21 protein-coding genes, 1 pseudogene and 1 riboswitch are annotated in these 17,353 nt (G+C 31.7%); of the genes and pseudogenes, 11 read left to right on the top strand and 11 right to left on the bottom strand.

The annotated features are described in order from the left end of the window. Window positions 1–198: 198 nt before the first annotated feature. Complete coding sequence (locus JOC75_RS21735) at window positions 199–657, bottom strand: MarR family winged helix-turn-helix transcriptional regulator (RefSeq protein ID WP_204956076.1); 459 nt, start codon at window positions 655–657, stop codon at window positions 199–201. 143 nt (window positions 658–800) lie between these two features. Between JOC75_RS21735 and JOC75_RS21730 the strand changes: the two genes are divergently transcribed. Further along, window positions 801–1,556 (top strand): DNA polymerase beta superfamily protein, encoded by a 756-nt coding sequence (locus JOC75_RS21730; RefSeq protein WP_204956075.1) that lies wholly within the window; start codon window positions 801–803, stop codon window positions 1,554–1,556. A 20-nt stretch (window positions 1,557–1,576) separates the two neighbouring features. Here the strand turns inward: JOC75_RS21730 and JOC75_RS21725 are convergent, their stop codons facing one another. Continuing rightward, a complete protein-coding gene (locus tag JOC75_RS21725) occupies window positions 1,577–1,759 on the bottom strand; it encodes a Fur-regulated basic protein FbpA (protein WP_204956074.1) in 183 nt (60 codons plus the stop codon). 173 nt (window positions 1,760–1,932) lie between these two features. On the opposite strand from JOC75_RS21725, the gene JOC75_RS21720 reads away from it, so the two are divergent. The 4 genes from JOC75_RS21720 (at window position 1,933) to JOC75_RS21705 (ending at window position 4,047) form a co-directional block, all read left to right on the top strand. Next, complete coding sequence (locus tag JOC75_RS21720) at window positions 1,933–2,190, top strand: hypothetical protein (RefSeq protein WP_204956073.1); 258 nt, start codon at window positions 1,933–1,935, stop codon at window positions 2,188–2,190. A 250-nt stretch (window positions 2,191–2,440) separates the two neighbouring features. Then, window positions 2,441–2,779, top strand: coding sequence for a MerR family transcriptional regulator (locus tag JOC75_RS21715; protein WP_204956072.1), 339 nt, complete (start codon window positions 2,441–2,443; stop codon window positions 2,777–2,779). 304 nt (window positions 2,780–3,083) lie between these two features. Further along, window positions 3,084–3,251, top strand: coding sequence for an aspartyl-phosphate phosphatase Spo0E family protein (locus JOC75_RS21710; RefSeq protein WP_204956071.1), 168 nt, complete (start codon window positions 3,084–3,086; stop codon window positions 3,249–3,251). Between the two features lie 145 nt (window positions 3,252–3,396). Then, complete coding sequence (locus JOC75_RS21705) at window positions 3,397–4,047, top strand: MOSC domain-containing protein (protein ID WP_204956070.1); 651 nt, start codon at window positions 3,397–3,399, stop codon at window positions 4,045–4,047. 218 nt (window positions 4,048–4,265) lie between these two features. Here JOC75_RS21705 and JOC75_RS24520 read toward each other — a convergent pair. After that, a pseudogene (locus JOC75_RS24520) lies at window positions 4,266–4,478 on the bottom strand (GNAT family N-acetyltransferase); the annotation flags it as partial. 136 nt (window positions 4,479–4,614) lie between these two features. Beyond that, window positions 4,615–4,730, top strand: a riboswitch (TPP riboswitch). Window positions 4,731–4,881: 151 nt separating this feature from the next. Here JOC75_RS24520 and thiC point away from each other — a divergent pair. Continuing rightward, complete coding sequence (thiC, locus tag JOC75_RS21695) at window positions 4,882–6,639, top strand: phosphomethylpyrimidine synthase ThiC (protein WP_204956069.1); 1,758 nt, start codon at window positions 4,882–4,884, stop codon at window positions 6,637–6,639. 40 nt (window positions 6,640–6,679) lie between these two features. Here the strand turns inward: thiC and JOC75_RS21690 are convergent, their stop codons facing one another. From JOC75_RS21690 to JOC75_RS21675, 4 genes are all read right to left on the bottom strand, one after another. Further along, window positions 6,680–7,078 (bottom strand): YmaF family protein, encoded by a 399-nt coding sequence (locus tag JOC75_RS21690; RefSeq protein ID WP_204956068.1) that lies wholly within the window; start codon window positions 7,076–7,078, stop codon window positions 6,680–6,682. Window positions 7,079–7,149: 71 nt separating this feature from the next. Beyond that, window positions 7,150–8,274, bottom strand: a complete 1,125-nt coding sequence (locus JOC75_RS21685; RefSeq protein WP_204956067.1) for a Ger(x)C family spore germination protein — start codon at window positions 8,272–8,274, stop codon at window positions 7,150–7,152. Between the two features lies 1 nt (window position 8,275). Continuing rightward, window positions 8,276–9,364, bottom strand: coding sequence for a GerAB/ArcD/ProY family transporter (locus JOC75_RS21680; protein ID WP_204956066.1), 1,089 nt, complete (start codon window positions 9,362–9,364; stop codon window positions 8,276–8,278). Between the two features lie 2 nt (window positions 9,365–9,366). After that, entirely contained in the window at window positions 9,367–10,713 is a 1,347-nt protein-coding gene (locus JOC75_RS21675) for a spore germination protein (protein ID WP_204956065.1), read from the bottom strand. Between the two features lie 139 nt (window positions 10,714–10,852). On the opposite strand from JOC75_RS21675, the gene JOC75_RS21670 reads away from it, so the two are divergent. Continuing rightward, window positions 10,853–11,812 (top strand): processed acidic surface protein, encoded by a 960-nt coding sequence (locus tag JOC75_RS21670; RefSeq protein WP_204956064.1) that lies wholly within the window; start codon window positions 10,853–10,855, stop codon window positions 11,810–11,812. After that, window positions 11,813–12,403 (top strand): class D sortase, encoded by a 591-nt coding sequence (locus tag JOC75_RS21665; protein WP_204956063.1) that lies wholly within the window; start codon window positions 11,813–11,815, stop codon window positions 12,401–12,403. It abuts the gene before it with no gap. A 426-nt stretch (window positions 12,404–12,829) separates the two neighbouring features. On the opposite strand, the gene JOC75_RS24390 is transcribed toward JOC75_RS21665, so the two are convergent. The 4 genes from JOC75_RS24390 to JOC75_RS21645 all read right to left on the bottom strand — a co-directional run bounded on the left by JOC75_RS24390 (window position 12,830) and on the right by JOC75_RS21645 (window position 15,447). Then, window positions 12,830–14,200 (bottom strand): phospholipase D family protein, encoded by a 1,371-nt coding sequence (locus JOC75_RS24390; RefSeq protein ID WP_338036620.1) that lies wholly within the window; start codon window positions 14,198–14,200, stop codon window positions 12,830–12,832. A 69-nt stretch (window positions 14,201–14,269) separates the two neighbouring features. Further along, window positions 14,270–14,416 (bottom strand): hypothetical protein, encoded by a 147-nt coding sequence (locus JOC75_RS21655; protein WP_204956062.1) that lies wholly within the window; start codon window positions 14,414–14,416, stop codon window positions 14,270–14,272. Window positions 14,417–14,447: 31 nt separating this feature from the next. Beyond that, a complete protein-coding gene (locus tag JOC75_RS21650) occupies window positions 14,448–14,777 on the bottom strand; it encodes a DUF3243 domain-containing protein (RefSeq protein ID WP_204956061.1) in 330 nt (109 codons plus the stop codon). Between the two features lie 199 nt (window positions 14,778–14,976). Beyond that, window positions 14,977–15,447: a YtxH domain-containing protein gene (locus JOC75_RS21645; RefSeq protein ID WP_204956060.1), complete on the bottom strand. Its 471-nt coding sequence runs from the start codon at window positions 15,445–15,447 to the stop codon at window positions 14,977–14,979. Window positions 15,448–15,726: 279 nt separating this feature from the next. On the opposite strand from JOC75_RS21645, the gene JOC75_RS21640 reads away from it, so the two are divergent. The 3 genes from JOC75_RS21640 to JOC75_RS21630 all read left to right on the top strand — a co-directional run bounded on the left by JOC75_RS21640 (window position 15,727) and on the right by JOC75_RS21630 (window position 17,230). After that, a complete protein-coding gene (locus tag JOC75_RS21640) occupies window positions 15,727–16,248 on the top strand; it encodes a hypothetical protein (RefSeq protein WP_204956059.1) in 522 nt (173 codons plus the stop codon). 269 nt (window positions 16,249–16,517) lie between these two features. Then, window positions 16,518–16,952 (top strand): hypothetical protein, encoded by a 435-nt coding sequence (locus JOC75_RS21635; protein ID WP_204956058.1) that lies wholly within the window; start codon window positions 16,518–16,520, stop codon window positions 16,950–16,952. Continuing rightward, window positions 16,940–17,230 carry a YxcD family protein gene (locus JOC75_RS21630; protein ID WP_146947356.1) on the top strand — a complete coding sequence of 97 codons (291 nt, stop codon included), beginning with the start codon at window positions 16,940–16,942 and terminating at the stop codon, window positions 17,228–17,230. Before JOC75_RS21635 ends, JOC75_RS21630 begins: the two co-directional genes overlap by 13 nt. Window positions 17,231–17,353: the final 123 nt, after the last annotated feature.

Genomic DNA, 17,353 nt, shown 5'->3' with positions numbered 1-17,353 from the left:
ACTCATAAAATATGAGTCTCAGTTAGTAGACAACGTATATTTACAAGCCCTTCTGACAATTGAAAACGCTTAACATATATTGTTCAAAGTCCAGTGATGAAAGGTGTTACCTAGTTGAGTATCGAGGTAAACAAGGTTTTTTTCAACCTCTGAAGCTCATAAAATACGAAATCTATGTTTATGCGTTTTAGCTGTTTATTACCTGAATAATAGGTGTTGTGAATGTATGCCCGCCTTCTTTAAAAGCGCTTTCAATTCTTCCTGCTCTTTAGAGGATAATCCAGAAAATGCACGAGCAATTCGTATTGCATGAATTGGATATACCTGATCTAGATATTCTTGGCCTTTTTCTGTTAATTTTGCGTAAATGGATCGTTTATCTTTAGGATCCTGTTCACGATAAATGAAGCCATTTTTTTCAAGCTTATCAATAACATATGTGACATTTCCACTTACTAATAGCAATCTTGATCCAATTTGCTGTAGTTTTTGCGGTCCCCTTGTGAATAATAATTCTAATACCGCGAATTCTGTTGGATTAAAGCCATGTTCCTTGCTATCACGTATCGAATGCTCTGAAATGCTTTTAAATGCTCTAGCAAAAACACGAAACAAATCCAATGCACTCTGTAACTCTTCCTCATTATAAGATCTCATACCATCGCCCTCTTAACTACGTCTTTTAAAAAGAAATTTTCCACACATTGTTAATTTTACTATTCTTTTATCAATATTTAAAGGATATAAGTAAGAAAAAGTGGAATAATTAAAAATACTTAATATATTCGGAGGAAAATCGAGTGGAATCAAGAATTCGCCTAAAATTACAGCAGCTCGTAAAAAATCATAATATAAGGATTTTATATGCATGTGAAGCTGGTAGTAGAGCATGGGGGATTTCATCTCCTAATAGTGATTATGATGTAAGGTTTGTTTATATGCATCAAGAAAATTGGTATCTACAACTTTATGAAGGAAAAGATGTGATTGAATACATCTGTGAAGAAAATAAAATTGAATTAAATGGGTGGGACTTAAAAAAGGCGCTAAAATTGCTAAATAAATCAAATCCCTCTCTTTTTGAATGGCTTCAATCACCCATTACATACTGTATAGATGGAGTTTTTTTAAATCAACTAATTGATCTTTCATCTAAAGCATTTTCACCTGACACGGCTTTATATCATTATCTTAATATCGCAAAGCAAAATAACAAGCTCCTAAAGAAGAATCCAACAACAAAAGGATATTTAGCAACCTTAAAACCAATTATTTGTTGCCAATGGATACTTCAACATAGAAACATCCCGCCTTTTGGAGACAGGATGCTTTTTTTTCATTATATTGAGGATAATCTTATAGAGGAACAAATAGAGTTATTATTAAAACAGAAGCAAGCTGGAGTAAAACAATTTTCTTCTTACCTATTAGATACCTACATAAGCATTACTTTAGAAAGGATTGAGAATTGTTTAACAAAACCAATTAAAAATAATTCACCTCATTTAACGGAACAGCTCACTAAGCTTTTCATAAGTACAGTCAAAAGCTTTTAAAAAACGTTTCTCTCCACTTTCTAATTAGCTGAACTTTTACGTTCGAGCTTTGGTACATTGTGATAAAAATAATTGTATTCATTCTTTAATTCTGTGAGTGTCATTTTAGTCATCACTTGCTTATTATAAACTCCTATAGCCAATAACTTCTGAGAATAATATTTTCTTTGTTCTTCAAGTGCATTTTGCAACATTTTACTCATGGCGTTCAACTCCAATTATTTTTTTTGTTATCTACAATTTACTTCATAATTGTTATAGAACGATTAACAGAATGTTAAGATTCTCTTTCATGTTATTAAATTTATTTAAATTTGATTAAGCTATTGTAATATTGTCAAAACTAATTTCAACTTTAATAGGAGTTGAAAAGAAATTGATAAAAGTAATAGCTATGAAAGAGACAACATCAAATATGACTGTTTATTTCCTTAATTTGACTGAACCAAAGGCATTTCAGTTAAATATGGTTAAGCTCACTCAACAAAAAATAGAAATTCTCGCAATCTATAATACGGAGGAAGACCGTTTTGAAGAAGTGACTTTATTATTTTCTAAAAGGTATTTAGATCATCTTATGAAACAATTAACCGCACAAATTCATCCATATCAGTCAAATGCACAAGCTCTATAAATCCCTTTTCATCCCCCCATATATGCCTTTATTCTACTTTGACTTAAATCAGTTTATGAAGATCCTTCCTGAATATTTACAACTTCATTTTATAACACCTAGTTATAAAACACCTTTCTTTTGTTACAAATACTAACACTGTATATTTAATTTAAACTTTATACGTGAGATTTTCTGACAATAAATATGTCATTTTTAAAAATACAAGATATACTTGTATAAAGAGTTCACGTAAAAGGGGTGGAATTAAATGAATCATCAAGACCGCTCTTACAAGGATAAGAAGGTCATCTCAATTGGAACAGTTAGTGAATTAACAGGATTGACTTTAAGACAAATTCGATATTATGAAGAAAGAAAATTGATTGCTCCATACCGAAATGAACGAGGAACTCGAAAATATTCTTTTATTGATATTGAAACGCTAATGGATATTGCAGATAAACGAGAGGACGGTGTGCAAACAACTGAAATTCTTAAAGAAATGAAGTTGAAGGAGAAACAAAGAGAAAGTGATGCAGATGTTCGAAAAAAAATGTTAAGAGGTCAGCTTAATGCGCAGTTCAATATAGGACGTGGAAGAAATTAATCACTCTAACCGCTACAGATAGCCAAAACGGTTCTGTAGCGGTTACTAATTTTGCTTTATTAAAGTTTTATTTGCTAAAAATTAAATTTATCAATAACATTAACCACCAACTTCTATGAACTTTTCTCCTTTAATAAATATACATATTCTCCAAAAAAATATAAACCCATTATTAATTTACATTTTTTTCATAAAAATATAATAAAAAACCTCTTAAACCCTTTACAATAGGGAAAAATATACGATAATAGAGTTACTAGGGTTATTTTACTAGTAATGCTTACATGCGAGGTGTTCAATATATATGAAATCAATAGATACAGTTATCGAAGAATACCGCAACAGATTATTTATAATAGCAAAAGAAGACGGCATCGACTCGCATCGAACATTGATTGCCAGCCAACATTTAGATGAATTATTAAACATGAAAATGTTTGAAAATCAACATTCATTACCTGAAGAAAAATAAAATAAACTAATTGAAAAATAAAAATATGAACAAACTTAAGAGACCAACTCAATAAAATACGAAATCCTGTTTATAATAATAGAGATTCGTAAATTTTTGAGGATGTCTCTCTTTTAGTTTTTTAAGAAAAAAAGGAAGTGATTATATGGCCTTTCAATTGGTATGGCTTAGTAAAGGTAAACCTACAACTCTTACTTTTAAAGGAAAGGAATTTCGATCTGGAATAAGTAAAAATCAAGTGGATTATCTCGAGGTAACAAATAATGGGATTATTGGTGATGACGTACAAAATCATGAATTCCATGGTGGATCTGAACGTGTTATTTGTGTTTATCCATATGAGCATTATGCATTTTGGAAAAACATGTACCAAACCCCACTTACTCAGGCTGCATTTGGTGAAAATCTAACATTAACTGGTATGAAAGAAACTGACATACATATTGGAGATATTATAGAAATCGGAGATACAATTTTACAGGTATCACAGGGGCGTTTTCCTTGCTCAACTATCAATAAATATACAAATATCAATACGCTTCTTAATAAAATTGTCGAACACGGATACACTGGTTATTTTTTCAGAGTTCTTCAAGAAGGTAAAATAGAAAGTAACTCAAAAATCAATATCATTGAAAAGCACCACAAAAAAATATCTGTTGCAAGTATCCATCATACCTATTTCCATAATAAAAAGGATATGAAACAAATTGAAAAAATACTTTCACTTGAGGAATTATCACTTGAATGGAAAGAAAGATTCGAAAAATTGCATCTTCAACAAACAAAAAAATAACATGTTTTACTTTCGTTCATATTTAAGTAATTAATTATCGAACGGAAGTAAAAACATAAAATAGATAAGATAATGCTATTCTTTCGAAAAATCTACCTACCGTCCTCTTTTAAATAATATCTTCTCAAATAACACTCGATCCTTTCCTTCACCCTCATAATTGGAGTGAAATGATACTCCATCTTTATCATTTTAATCTCCTTCTATAATCATAAACCCTATTTTTTTATGAAATGAGATTGAAGCTTATTTATAGGTGATGCTATACACGTGACCTTTTGTATTTTTCTATTTTTAACTGAATTGAGAAAAACTTCATATAGCTTTTCCCCTACATTTCTGTTCCTACAATTAGGGTGAACTCCTACAACATGAATATAGGCTTCACCAGGCTTTGATTGCGAATAAAACCCAATTATAAAACCTACTAGATCCCCATCTTTTAACTCCTAACCTCTTTATAAGATCTTTTATTAAACTAAATAGATTAAGTTTGAATCATTAAAATATTCCGTTGACTTGTAAATGATATGTGTTATGATAAAACTGAATTAAATAGAAATTACCAATTTCTACTAGGGGAGTCCATTAGCCTGGACTGAGAGAAGAACGCGTTAGAAGTTCTTTGACCCTTTGAACCTGATCTGGATGATACCAGCGTAGGGAAGTAGTAACAGTTGTAGTAAGGACGTCCTCTACTGTTCCTTATTTACAATTTTTACCTACATCCTTTAAACGGGTTCTGAAAATCAGAACCCGTTTTTATTTTGCCTTCCCCTGATATTTCGCTGAATCAAAAAGATTTTTAGTACTTATTAATAAGGAGGAGTAAGGATGAACATTAAAATTAAACAACCATTTCCAGGAAGTAAAAAAGTTTATCTTCAAGGTAGCAACCCTGACATTCAAGTGCCTGTAAGAGAAATCTCACAAGAAGTTACAAAAAATACATATAGTGAGGAAGTAAACCCTAATGTACGCGTTTATGACACAAGCGGTCCTTATACAGATGTTACAGCAGAGATTGATATAAGGAAGGGTTTACCTAGAGTCAGAGAAAAATGGATAGTAAGTCGTAATGATGTTGAACAATATGAAGGTCGATCCATTAAACCTGAAGATAATGGGTACAAAACAGAAAGAAATCAATCTAACTTAGAAGTTTTTCCCTCACATCATATAAAGCCTTTAATTGCAAAAGAAGGAAACAGAGTAACACAGCTTCACTATGCACGAAAAGGAGTTATTACTCCTGAGATGGAATTTATCGCTATTAGGGAACAAATGGATCCAGAATTTGTTCGTAAAGAAGTAGCTGCTGGTCGTGCAATAATACCTGCAAATATTAATCATCCAGAAAGTGAACCTATGATAATCGGAAAAAACTTTCATGTGAAAATAAACGCCAATATTGGAAATTCTGCTGTTTCATCTTCCATTGAAGAAGAAGTAGAGAAAATGACTTGGGCAACTAGATGGGGCGCTGACAATATAATGGATTTATCAACAGGAAAAGATATTCATACAACAAGAGAATGGATTATTCGTAATTCCCCTGTACCTGTTGGAACTGTACCCATTTATCAAGCATTAGAAAAAGTTAATGGAATAGCCGAAAATTTAACTTGGGAAATATACCGAGATACATTAATAGAACAAGCTGAGCAAGGTGTCGATTATTTCACCATTCATGCTGGTGTTCTTCTAAGATACATTCCACTAACAGTTAATCGGATGACAGGGATTGTATCTCGGGGTGGATCTATTATGGCTCAATGGTGCTTAGCACATCATCAAGAAAGCTTTCTATACACTCACTTTCATGAAATTTGTGAAATCCTAGCAAAATATGATATTACAATCTCTCTTGGTGACGGGTTACGTCCCGGATCTATTGCAGACGCCAATGATGAAGCACAGTTTGCAGAATTAGAAACATTAGGAGAATTAACTGAGATTGCATGGAAATATGATGTTCAAGTAATGATTGAAGGTCCTGGACATGTACCAATGCATTTAATAAAAGAAAATGTTGATAAACAGCAAGAAATTTGTAAGGAAGCACCATTTTACACATTAGGACCGTTAACAACAGATATTGCTCCAGGATATGATCACATCACCTCTGCTATTGGAGCTGCAATGATTGGTTGGTTCGGAACAGCTATGCTTTGCTATGTTACACCTAAAGAGCATCTTGGATTACCTAATAAAGAGGATGTGCGTGAAGGAGTTATCGCTTATAAAATTGCGGCACATGCTGCAGATCTTGCAAAAGGTCATCCAGGTGCGCAAAATCGTGATGATGCTCTATCAAAGGCTCGCTTTGAATTCAGATGGCACGATCAATTTAACTTGTCACTCGATCCTGAAAGAGCAAGAGAATACCATGATGAAACATTACCTGCAGAAGGAGCAAAAACCGCACATTTTTGTTCAATGTGTGGCCCTAAATTTTGTTCTATGAGAATATCACATGATATCAGAAAAACAGCAAAAGAAGATGGTGTTACAGAGGAAGATTTAATTGAAAAGGGAATGCAGGAAAAAGCCTTAGAATTTGTTGAGGCTGGATCAAAAATCTACAAATAAAAGTACTTTGAGGGATGGAATTCACTTCCTCCCTCTACTTCTAATTTTGAAATAGAAATGGGTCATACCCAACTGTTTCAAATGTATTACCTTTAAAATTATGATCATGTTTAGGTCGTTCTTCCTCAGAATATAGAACCCCACCAAACTCCACATCTAATGGTTGATCATAATTATAATAAGTTCGATCTTCAATAATGTGGTAATGATCACCATTTTCCATAGGAATAGCAGGACCTGTTTTACCATAATATCGATGATAATGGTTATTTTCATAAGAGGTAATACCTCTAAACAAATGAAAATGTTGATCAAGCGCATTCCCATTTACTGTTCTAGTAAAACCTTCAACAAAATGATAATGCCCATTGTCTATTGTTGTTCTTGTAAAATAACGATGTGCATGATGTGGTTTTATCTGTCCTATTCTCATATTCATTATTTTCCTCCAACTACATTCTACTTTCTTTTTATGATAGCAGTTGGAAATTTGTTAGTTGTACAAAAAGATTATTCTGGTAGTTCTTCTTGATCATGTATCACTCCAACATGATCCATTTCAGCGGTTACATTAATTTCAAATTCTAAATTTGAATAAATGCTATTCCATGCTTCTATCTTTTCTGACTCTTTACCTTTATTCAGAGCACGATATTTTAACCCAAATCCAATTGGATCAACTTTTTCCTTTTGTAGTAACTTAAATAAACTATGAATTTTACTTTCTAATTGTTTTTCTAGTAGGTTTTCATATTCTGTTATTTTTGTCTCCTCTAAATTATCAAATGCTTCCTCAACAACTCCAGTAACTTTTATTCTATAGGAAATTTTACTTGGAGATTTTTCATTCACAATTAGATCGTAGTTTGCTTTCACATTATCTGTTGAGAAAATAAAATATGGTCTTTTATCTTCATTATCTACTCTAATATCAAATTTCGATGCATGCACCAATAACATATTAAGAAATTTCGTCTGTTCCTTTTCTAACACCAAAGCTTCCTTCATATTTGAAAATATACTGATTGTATTAATAGCTAGTTCATTTTCTTCTGTTTTTATTATTGGTAAAATAGGACTAACACCACGTTCTACCTGTTTTCTTGTAAAATCAAATAAATAAACAGTATGTAAATAAGGCGTTTCCGTTCCGGCACGACTAAAAGTTAGAAAAAGTGAATTTGATGGAATTCGTTCCCCCACTGGTTTCGCTTCTAAAATCGCTAAAGCTGTTGGACTTCCAATTGCGGCCCATGCTATATCCTTTATATCACGACGTCTTTCGAACCAATCAAATATATGCTCAAGGTCTTCTCCCTTTGCAAGCTCTTCACCAAAAATAATTACTTTTGCATGACTAAAATCAAACTCTTTATCAACCTTTGACTTCATTAATCGTACTGCTTCTGAAATTGATTGGGCCGATTCTGTAATAATTTTTGCTTCATCACTTCCTGATTTCGATTCATTAGAAGGAACTGCAAGCTTTAATGTAACATCATACTTATTTTCCTCTTTAGATTTATCCACACCAATTGATACGACAAAAAAACGTTTATCAATATCTTTATAACCACAGCCAGCAGTGAGAAACAAAAACAGGATAATGGTCATTAAAAGCAATCTTTTTATCATTTTAGCTTTGACTCTCCTTTCTTTTTAAAATCCACTTTAACAAAAGTAAGCCTATTATTTGTGCGGGTAAAAGAAGAAGGAGCCATAGTTTCGCAAGGTTACTAACAAATATCTCTTCTACAAATAGCTGAAAAAAGATAGCAATAATTGAAAATATACTCGCAATAAGCAAAGGCATTATATTTTTTTTCTTTATTTCAAACTTCGGAACAACTGATTTGATTTGTTCAAGAGCAACATGCCAGTGTAGAATAACACTTGCAATAGATACATTTATATATAATCCTAAAAATAAAATACTTACCCGTTCAATTATCCACAATTCTATTCTTATTGCATCTGTCGTTGCGATCCATGGATAGGTAAAGGATGCTACTCCATCGAAGCCATGCAAGCCGATTGGAATGAAATAAGTTGTAGCTAATGTTATAAGTCCAAGAAGTCCTACTAACCATAAGTATTTTAATTTAACATCTTTAAAATACCGATTAAAAATCACTAAATTTGCATAACCACTGTACACAAATAATGCAGTAGATAATGTTTGTATATTTGGTATCTCTGAGAAATAGGATACTGCTATTTGGATTGATTCCCACATCATATATTCATTTGTATAAGACTTATAAATCACAAAAGCTATTAATGGTAAATTTACTAATAAGATAATTTCTGTTGCAAAGAGGACTTTTTTCGAATCCATCACAGCACCAAATATAATAAGAGCTAAAAAAGACGATATAATTAATAGCTCATTCATATCAGGGTTAATAAATTGTTTTGAAATACTAGTAAACGCTAGCAAAGTAATTAGTCCAGCTATAAACCATAAAATTCCTTGTGCAGCTAAGTAAGTAATTCGAAACCATTTTGATGTGTATTTTTCTAATATTTCGGGTAAACCCATATACGGAAATTCACTTAAGTATTTTGTATAAAGGTAGATAATTATCATTCCAACTGGTACCGCTAAAAGAATTGCTAAAATTGATCCACTTGTTCTCTGTTCAAGCAACATTTTAGGAACATACGCTACGATATTTGTTAGCATATTTAAGATAAGCATCATATATATATATCTTTTTGACATAATCAACTTCCTATTTTTGATTCTTTCATTTCTTCGCGAAGAAATATTTGTAAATACGGTTTTCCAAAGCTATTCAAGTTAACTAGGTAATAAATAATTGCTAGTAACCCAATAAGTACACCTACTAATCCAAGAATAGTAGCTAAAAATAATAACAAATATTTAATAACACGCATCGCAAAGCTCATTTCATTAATTGGTATAACAAAATTCGAAATGGCTACCGCCGATACAATGATAATCATAATATTACTAACAAGTCCTGCTTCAGTAGCAGCTTGTCCTAAAATAAGTCCACCTACTGTAGTAGCAGTTGGTCCAATCGCTTTTGGTAATCGTAAACTCGCTTCTGTTAATAATTCCATCATAATTAGCATAAATAACACTTCAATATAAGCTGGAAAGGGAACACCGGCTCTGCTACCAGCAATTGATAATGCAAGTTGTACCCGAAACAGCTCAGGATTATAAGCAGTCATTCCTACATAAATTGCAGGTAATAATATGGCAACACCTAAACCGAAATAACGTAAAACAAGCAGAAATTTCGTAATCCAATAAGGCTGGTAAATATCATCCATCGAGCTCATAAAGTCAAAAAATACGGAGGGAATAACAAGCGCAAACCTCGTTCCTTCAAGCATGATAATGATTTTCCCTTTAGATAAATTATAAGCAATTCGATCAGGGCGTTCGGTAATCACGATTGTTGGAAATAATGTGGTTTTTCTAGCACTCATTAATCTGGATAATTGACCAGCAGACTGAATGACATCAACCTTTGAAGAGTCTAGCTTTTTTTTGACTTCTTTTAATACGCTTTGATCAACCTCATTAGAATCATAAATGATTTTTATCCCTGTTTGCGATTTCTCTCCAATGATCGCATCCTCAAAAGCTAATGTTACTTGGTGATAACGATTTCTCAAGATATTTATATTTGTTTCTAAATCCTCGCTTAAACCTGTTTGCGGTCCCTGAATTGTTGTTTCAATTGTAGTATCTGGTATTGTTTTATTTACAAATTGCTTTACTTCTAGAGTTAAGATTTCAGATTGGAAAAATAGTAGCATTGAACCTCTTATTAATAACTCCGTTGGATCGTCCTTTTCCTTTAAAACCTTTATCCCTGCTAATGATTTGATATAGCTTCTATACTCTTTTATATCTTCTTCTTCAAAAAAAGGTGTAAATATATCTTGATGAATTTTTTGTTTATCGCAAATGCTGCTTAAATAACAAAATTCACAGAATGAAGTGTTAGATTCAAGTTTTTGAAACACTAAATCTGCTGAATTCATAAACTTTCTTTGAATAGATTCCTTTATATCCACGCTATAATCACTCATAAAAAAACCTCTCCACCCTATACGTCTTTTACCTATATTTAACTGCTACATAAATATTCATACCTCAATATCAAGAATAATTTACTTATCCCTATCAAATAATACCAAGAGTACATAATTTAAATCGGAGGTTCTTACCATGAAGAAATTATTACTTGTAACAGGTTTATTATTACTATTTGGCTTCCAAACAGTACATGCAGCTCCGCCAGAATCAGAAGTTATTACACTCTTAGAAGATCTAGGATGGACAAAGGAAGAATTAACTACTTACTTAAAAGAAACATACGATTTGACATTAGAAGAAATTGAAACAACAGAAGATTTAAAATTACTGTTAGGAACACCAATTACGCCTGAGAATTTAGAACAACTTTTAACTGACTATGAAATAACCCGACCCGAGCTAGATGTTTTATTATCTGAATTTGGTGAAACTGTCGAAGATTACGTATTTATTGAAGACCTTGATCTTGCAATTAGTTTTTACAGTGATCATGATAGTGAAATATCAGAAATTGAAGATTTTCTAGCACTCATAGGGTTAACAGATGCAGAAGTTGAAACATTATTTACACATTTTATGGAGCTTAATCAAGAAACACTAGAGCAACAAATGGAGGAAATTGTAGCTAGACTTGATCCATATTTAACAATGGATGCACAGGAAGAATTAACACAAGCACAAGAAGATGAGTTAGTTACAATACTTCAAGATATGATGAGCACTTTACAGCTTAAACCACAATTTTATTTAAAAGATAATAACGGTGTAGAAACAGCTGTTACTTTTAAAGAATTAATTAATATGGATGAATTGTATGGAAATCAGCTTGTTATCAATTTCTACGACACAAGTGGTGAGTTATTATTAGACATGCAATTTTCTGAAGAAATGTTAAGCTCTGAGTTCCTTATTGAATCTGGTATTGAATTTGCTGAACTTGGGGATATAGCTGGAGAATTAATTGCATTACACCATAACCGTTTACCAGACACTGCATCCTCTTTATGGTTAAATATGTTGTTCGGACTTTTAATTATAGCTGTTGGATTAATTGGATTCTTCTATCCTAAACGATCAATAAAGGAACAGTAAATGAGTAAACGTCTGTCTATTCTTCTAATTGTTATCGGAATTGCCTTTTTCTCTTATCAGCTTTATTGGATTTTATATGGTTTAAAATCTGAAGAAAATAACAATATAAAAATCGTTAACAATAAGATAGAAAATACAAAACAAGCTCCATCAGTTGCTGTAACTGCTCAAGTTTTTCAAGAAGGAGAAAAACTTGGTTCATTAACAATTCCTAAACTTGACCAAACAATCGCTATATTTGAGGGAGATAGTAAAGAGGTATTAAAAAAGGGAATTGGTCATGTTATATCAACTCCTTTACCAGGGGAGGAAAATAATTCTGTTTTAGCAGGTCATCGTGATACTTTTTTTCGTAATCTTGAAAAGTTAGAAATTGGCGACAAACTTCTTATTGAACGAAGTGATATTTATTTCATTTATAAGATCAAGAAGATTCGAATTGTTGATAAAGATGACAATACAGTCATTGTTCCGCGTCCTAGAAGCACCTTAACTCTTATAACTTGTTATCCTTTTACTTATATCGGACCGGCGCCACAAAGATATATTATTGAAGCTGAATTAATAAAGAAGCCAAAAATAGAGCAGTAGTGATTTATTAAGACATGAATATATAATGTAGCTGAGTAATTTAGAATTGAGGCTGTGGCATAATTATTTAAGCTTACTGATATACCCGAATTATTAGGTGATCCTTCAATTATTCTTTCTCCTAATAGTTCGGGTCTTAATTTTGCTGTTTTCAATAGATTTTTTGATATTGCATACTATTTTTTAAGAACTAGTGGAATGACGAAAAAGGCACTCGACTTCTACGGTAATAAAGGAAAGCTGAGACTTAAGCAGGCGAAGCTATCTCCCCCGCGAAATGTGTGTATGCAGCACAATGGATCGAACTTGTTTTTCCAGCTTAATTGATTAATAGAAACAGTAGTATTATATTGAATATTTTAGAATGATTTAGATTCATTCGTCTTTATTGATAATTTCTTGAATTATATCTCAGCCTCACCTTAGTTAATATGTTGTGAAAGCAAATAGTTTCTGAGTTAGGTATAACACATATTTAAATAGTGGTAGCTTTTCTTGATATTCTTCATAATCTAATGTATATGTTCCGTTAGAGTTATGCCATAGTTTATTAAAATATCTTTTTACTTCTTCTATTACTTCTTCATTATTAGTTGTTGATGTAATTTTCAAACTAGTTTCTAAGTTGTAATTATCTAAATTTCGTTCAGTGAAATTTGCAGAGCCACCGATTATAATGTTTTCGTTACCTTTTTCCATAAAAATAAATTTAGAGTGAAATTGTTCTTTACCTGTATTATACCAACGAATATTTATTTTCCCATTTGATAATTCAGTTAGCTCTGCTGCCACAGGCAAATTAGGTAGTCCCATCTTTTCTGAACCAAATGCATTTTGATTCGGGTCGAGAATAAGATTAATATTCACTCCACGTGAAGCTGCAGATTTTAATGCCTCTAGCACTTCTGTGTCTGCCAAATAAAACATCGCCATCCAAATGGTATCTTTTTCTTTTGTACCATTAATTTCTTTAATAAGGTGTTTTTGAATTTTCCCTTCAGTTAACAGTTGTACAGATAAACGTCCTTCCTCCTTATCTTCATATGCCTGTTGTGGAAATTTTTTATCATTACCTGAAAAATTAGCAATTGCCTGTTCCGATTGAATAATCTCATTAACTATTGGTCCCTTAACCTTAAAAGCTATGTTAGAATGAAAGCCGCTTGCATTATGTGCATTCGCTGAAGTAATAATAGCTGAATCTTCTGTAGCAATTACTTTTCTATGATTTGCTTTTATATTCAATAATTTCAAATAAGATCTTAAAGTAACATTAGGAGCTTCCTCTGCTAATGGATTAGAAAGCCATCCTTCTCCTTCTTGTCCAAACCACTGAAAAAAACTTCTCCATATTCCTGAATAAATCGGATTGGGATCTCTTAGTTTATTTAAATCTGTATAGATAACACTAATATTATTTTCTTCAAGCCATTCATGTTGCTCTACAGTATGTGAGCTATAACTTGTATTAATTTTATCTGTTATAATCACAATCTCTATATCTGGATTTTTTCTCTTATGGTTAACAAGCTCCTCTATAAGATTTTCACTTAGATTTGGAAAATCCTGACCTCCATCAACATAGTTATTTAATAGAAACATGTCAATCACGATAAAATCATTTGCTCCTCTTATCGTTTCATTAATTTTACTAAAAATTGAATGTTCGATCACTTGGTCATTATTTTTATCTTTATACGTAAGGTCATATATAAATTCAACATCATCAACTTTATATGTTGGACTTTCATATGAGATACCTCTTGGTAAAGTTTTATATGTATGGTATATACTCACAGTCGTGACTATAATAACAAAAATGATACAACCATATCCATTTTCGATTTAATAAAGCTCTAATTTTCTTCATTTCCCGCCACTACCTCCACTATAAGTAAAGAAAATTAACATCTTTGCTAAAATGTTTAATAAATCCATAGCATAAAGCTTCAATCGTAATACATCTAAATGAATGCTTTGAAACAAAAAAGTAGGGAACTCACCATTAACCATGAGATCCCCAACTCTTTGATCTTAATTATTTTTAATCCCTCACTAATTTTACTAACATATGTGATAACATATGTTGTTCTTCTTCAGAACCCACTAACCACAATTCTTGTAATAATTTTTCTTCTCTATTCCTTGCTTGTTCATGCTTTGATAAGAAATTCCCTACTTTTTGTGCAGCGATTGCTAGTTGTTCTTCTGTTAATCCCATTTTCTTTCCCATAACGACTTTATCACCTAAAAAGTCTTTAAATGAGTCAAAATTTGTTAAAATTTCATCTAACTTATCTTCTCCAAGATTATCTACCGCTTGCTCTACTTGACTTATTTTTGATGATTTTTCTTCAGTGCTTTTATGTTCCATTATTACCTCTCCTTTTACATTTAGGCTCTTTATTGAATGATTGTTGCTAATTACCTTAATTTCCTGTTAGTAACAATGTTTCTTATCTTAGAAAAGTACTATTCTAAGAAGAATAGATGCGATGCCACTAGACTTTATAAAGTGATGTTTTCTTCATATGACTAAAAGCAAACAAAGTAAACGAAACAACCTAAATTTATTAATAGTGATTTAGATTAGCATTTAACTCAGCTTGAGTTTTTGGCTTAAGATCATTCGATTCAGTTAAATGAGTTCCTGTCGTTTTTAAATCAGATTTAATCCCCTGAAGATCTTCTTTCGCTTCCTCAGCAAATGAAGTAGCTTCATCTGTCAATTCTTTTGCGTCCTCAACAACCTCAGAATTTATCTTGTTCACTAATTCCTTTGCTTCCTGAATTGTGTTCTTTAACGTGTCTGTTACCTGTTTTGTCTGATCAAGAAGCTGGTCCTTCACCTCACCAGGATTTTCTTTAACATGTGTGATCACATTTTTAGAAGTGTCTTTCAAGTTCGTTGCGTTCTCTGATACATTTTTTCTAGTATTTTTATCAAGTAAAGAAATACAACCACCAATAGCACCTCCAACGATCATACCTTTTAATAGTTTGCTATTGTTTTTCTTATTCTTGTCTAATGTAGCTTGTCTCATATATAATCTTCCTCCTACCTCTTAGTTAGTAGTCTAATTCCCATTATTAATAATAGATAAACTTGTTATTTGTGTACCAATCATTATTACTAATTATATTTAATCCACATTTCGTGAATTATAATATTGATTTTCTTAGTAAAATTCTTTATAATTCTATACTGTTTGTGACAATCTTTTTTATCAAAAATTTATCATGCTTTAACAAACATAAAAGAAATTGAATAAAATAATTTAAACTAACTTTATATGTAATAATTAGGGAAGGAGAAGGAATACATGATTAGTAAATTACTTGAAGATGATAAACGCACAAACGACCCTGAAGAACTAAAGGAAGAATTAGAGGATTTAGAATTTCAGGTATTTCGATTGCAAGATAACTTAAAAGAAATCGCTAAGAAAAGCAAGGTTCTAGGCGTTGACCAAACAAAAGATGATAAATTAGTCATTGTCTATACACCTGAAGACAACCAATCCTGTAAAATCATGTTATGTGATTGTGAAAGTCCATATAGAGGAAATTGGGACTTTTCCATTCACGCTACTTTTACTGATAAAAAAACCATTCATATTGGGGATATAAAAGGTCCTGCTAACAAGGGCTATGGATCAATTTGTATGGATTATTTAAAGGAATTAGCTACTCAGCAAAACATACCAAAAATTACAGGAGATATAGCTAAAAGAGATTGGGACCATGTAGAAAGACTTGTCCATTTTTATGAAAAACACAATTTCAATGTTGATGTAGATTATGAAGATCAATCAGGTGAAATCAAATGGGTTAGTAACGGGTAAAAATAGATAATGGATCATTTTGAATCAGTTACCGTCTTCAACTGAATCAAAATGATCTATTTTTATGGCTTATTCCTGATTGTTTGTTCACATCATCGGATCTCATTCTTGTTAGTAAACAAATCGTAAATGAAATATTAAATAATGTTCTTGTCTAAATAAAATAAATAACTTACTATTAAGCAAGATAAATGAAACTTTTTCATAGTATTTTCGTATTACTATTGTTCAGTAAACATTATCGCATTTATTTAGGAGGAACTCACATCATGTTAAAGAAATTATTTTCAGCAATGCTCGTAACAACATTACTATTCACACCAGTTGGAGGATTTCTACTTGGAGATCAAATAACTACTGTTAGTGCGAAAGGCTATAAATCTGGTAAAAAATCATTTAACTCTAATACAAATAATAATACAAACAGTCCGTCATTATTTAAAAAACAAGATTCATCTAAAACTAATCAAAACAGTGCAACAACAAAGCCAAAAACAGGTAGTCTTATGAAGGGTTTATTTTTAGGAGGACTAGCTGGTCTATTACTTGGTGGACTTCTTAGTAACTTAGGAATTCTAGGTTCTATTATCGGTCTTTTTGTTAATGTTTTAGCTATTTTTGCTGTTATTTTTATTATTCGTAAAATCTTTACTTATTATAAAAACAAGCGTAAATCTGAGGAAGATACAGCATGGGGAAAATAAAAATAACTGAGCAGGAAATTATAAATGCTTTATGCTTACACATCGCACACAAACGAGAGATTAAACCTCAAGAAGTGGAAGTTGAGCTTATGTATGACGATGATTATGGCTTTTCTGCTGAAGCATATGTGAATGATCGTAAGCAAGTATTAATAACAGCTAATATGATCGAAGCACTTCGCTTCTATCTTGAAACACAATTAAATATTGATCCTTATTCAGCAGCTTTAGAGCTCGTTCTTGATGAAAATGAAGGAATTATCGCTTTTGCTGAATAATAACAATTACTAAAAGACCGAGTGGATATTAAAGTGTACCCTTTGTAAAGGACATTTTAAAAAAGACTAGGCTGCATTCAGAAGATGATCTCTGTATTGAACAGGGGTCATCTTTTTTAGATT

It is taken from the genome of Metabacillus crassostreae (assembly GCF_016908395.1).
GTDB lineage: Bacteria > Bacillota > Bacilli > Bacillales > Bacillaceae > Metabacillus > Metabacillus crassostreae.
Note: the sequence above shows the minus strand (reverse complement) of the source record. Positions and strands in the feature narration are given on the sequence as shown.

Coding starts and splice junctions, on each gene's coding strand:
- JOC75_RS21665 (WP_204956063.1), top strand. CDS start 11,813: ATGAGTAAACGTCTGTCTATTCTTCTAATTGTTATCGGAATTGCCTTT.
- JOC75_RS21710 (WP_204956071.1), top strand. CDS start 3,084: ATGAAATCAATAGATACAGTTATCGAAGAATACCGCAACAGATTATTT.
- JOC75_RS21670 (WP_204956064.1), top strand. CDS start 10,853: ATGAAGAAATTATTACTTGTAACAGGTTTATTATTACTATTTGGCTTC.
- JOC75_RS21680 (WP_204956066.1), bottom strand. CDS start 9,364: ATGTCAAAAAGATATATATATATGATGCTTATCTTAAATATGCTAACA.
- JOC75_RS21640 (WP_204956059.1), top strand. CDS start 15,727: ATGATTAGTAAATTACTTGAAGATGATAAACGCACAAACGACCCTGAA.
- JOC75_RS21725 (WP_204956074.1), bottom strand. CDS start 1,759: ATGAGTAAAATGTTGCAAAATGCACTTGAAGAACAAAGAAAATATTAT.
- JOC75_RS21735 (WP_204956076.1), bottom strand. CDS start 657: ATGAGATCTTATAATGAGGAAGAGTTACAGAGTGCATTGGATTTGTTT.
- JOC75_RS21635 (WP_204956058.1), top strand. CDS start 16,518: ATGTTAAAGAAATTATTTTCAGCAATGCTCGTAACAACATTACTATTC.
- JOC75_RS21690 (WP_204956068.1), bottom strand. CDS start 7,078: ATGAATATGAGAATAGGACAGATAAAACCACATCATGCACATCGTTAT.
- JOC75_RS21645 (WP_204956060.1), bottom strand. CDS start 15,447: ATGAGACAAGCTACATTAGACAAGAATAAGAAAAACAATAGCAAACTA.
- JOC75_RS21705 (WP_204956070.1), top strand. CDS start 3,397: ATGGCCTTTCAATTGGTATGGCTTAGTAAAGGTAAACCTACAACTCTT.
- JOC75_RS21655 (WP_204956062.1), bottom strand. CDS start 14,416: ATGGTTAATGGTGAGTTCCCTACTTTTTTGTTTCAAAGCATTCATTTA.
- JOC75_RS21675 (WP_204956065.1), bottom strand. CDS start 10,713: ATGAGTGATTATAGCGTGGATATAAAGGAATCTATTCAAAGAAAGTTT.
- JOC75_RS21650 (WP_204956061.1), bottom strand. CDS start 14,777: ATGGAACATAAAAGCACTGAAGAAAAATCATCAAAAATAAGTCAAGTA.
- JOC75_RS21630 (WP_146947356.1), top strand. CDS start 16,940: ATGGGGAAAATAAAAATAACTGAGCAGGAAATTATAAATGCTTTATGC.
- JOC75_RS21685 (WP_204956067.1), bottom strand. CDS start 8,274: ATGATAAAAAGATTGCTTTTAATGACCATTATCCTGTTTTTGTTTCTC.
- thiC (WP_204956069.1), top strand. CDS start 4,882: ATGAACATTAAAATTAAACAACCATTTCCAGGAAGTAAAAAAGTTTAT.
- JOC75_RS21715 (WP_204956072.1), top strand. CDS start 2,441: ATGAATCATCAAGACCGCTCTTACAAGGATAAGAAGGTCATCTCAATT.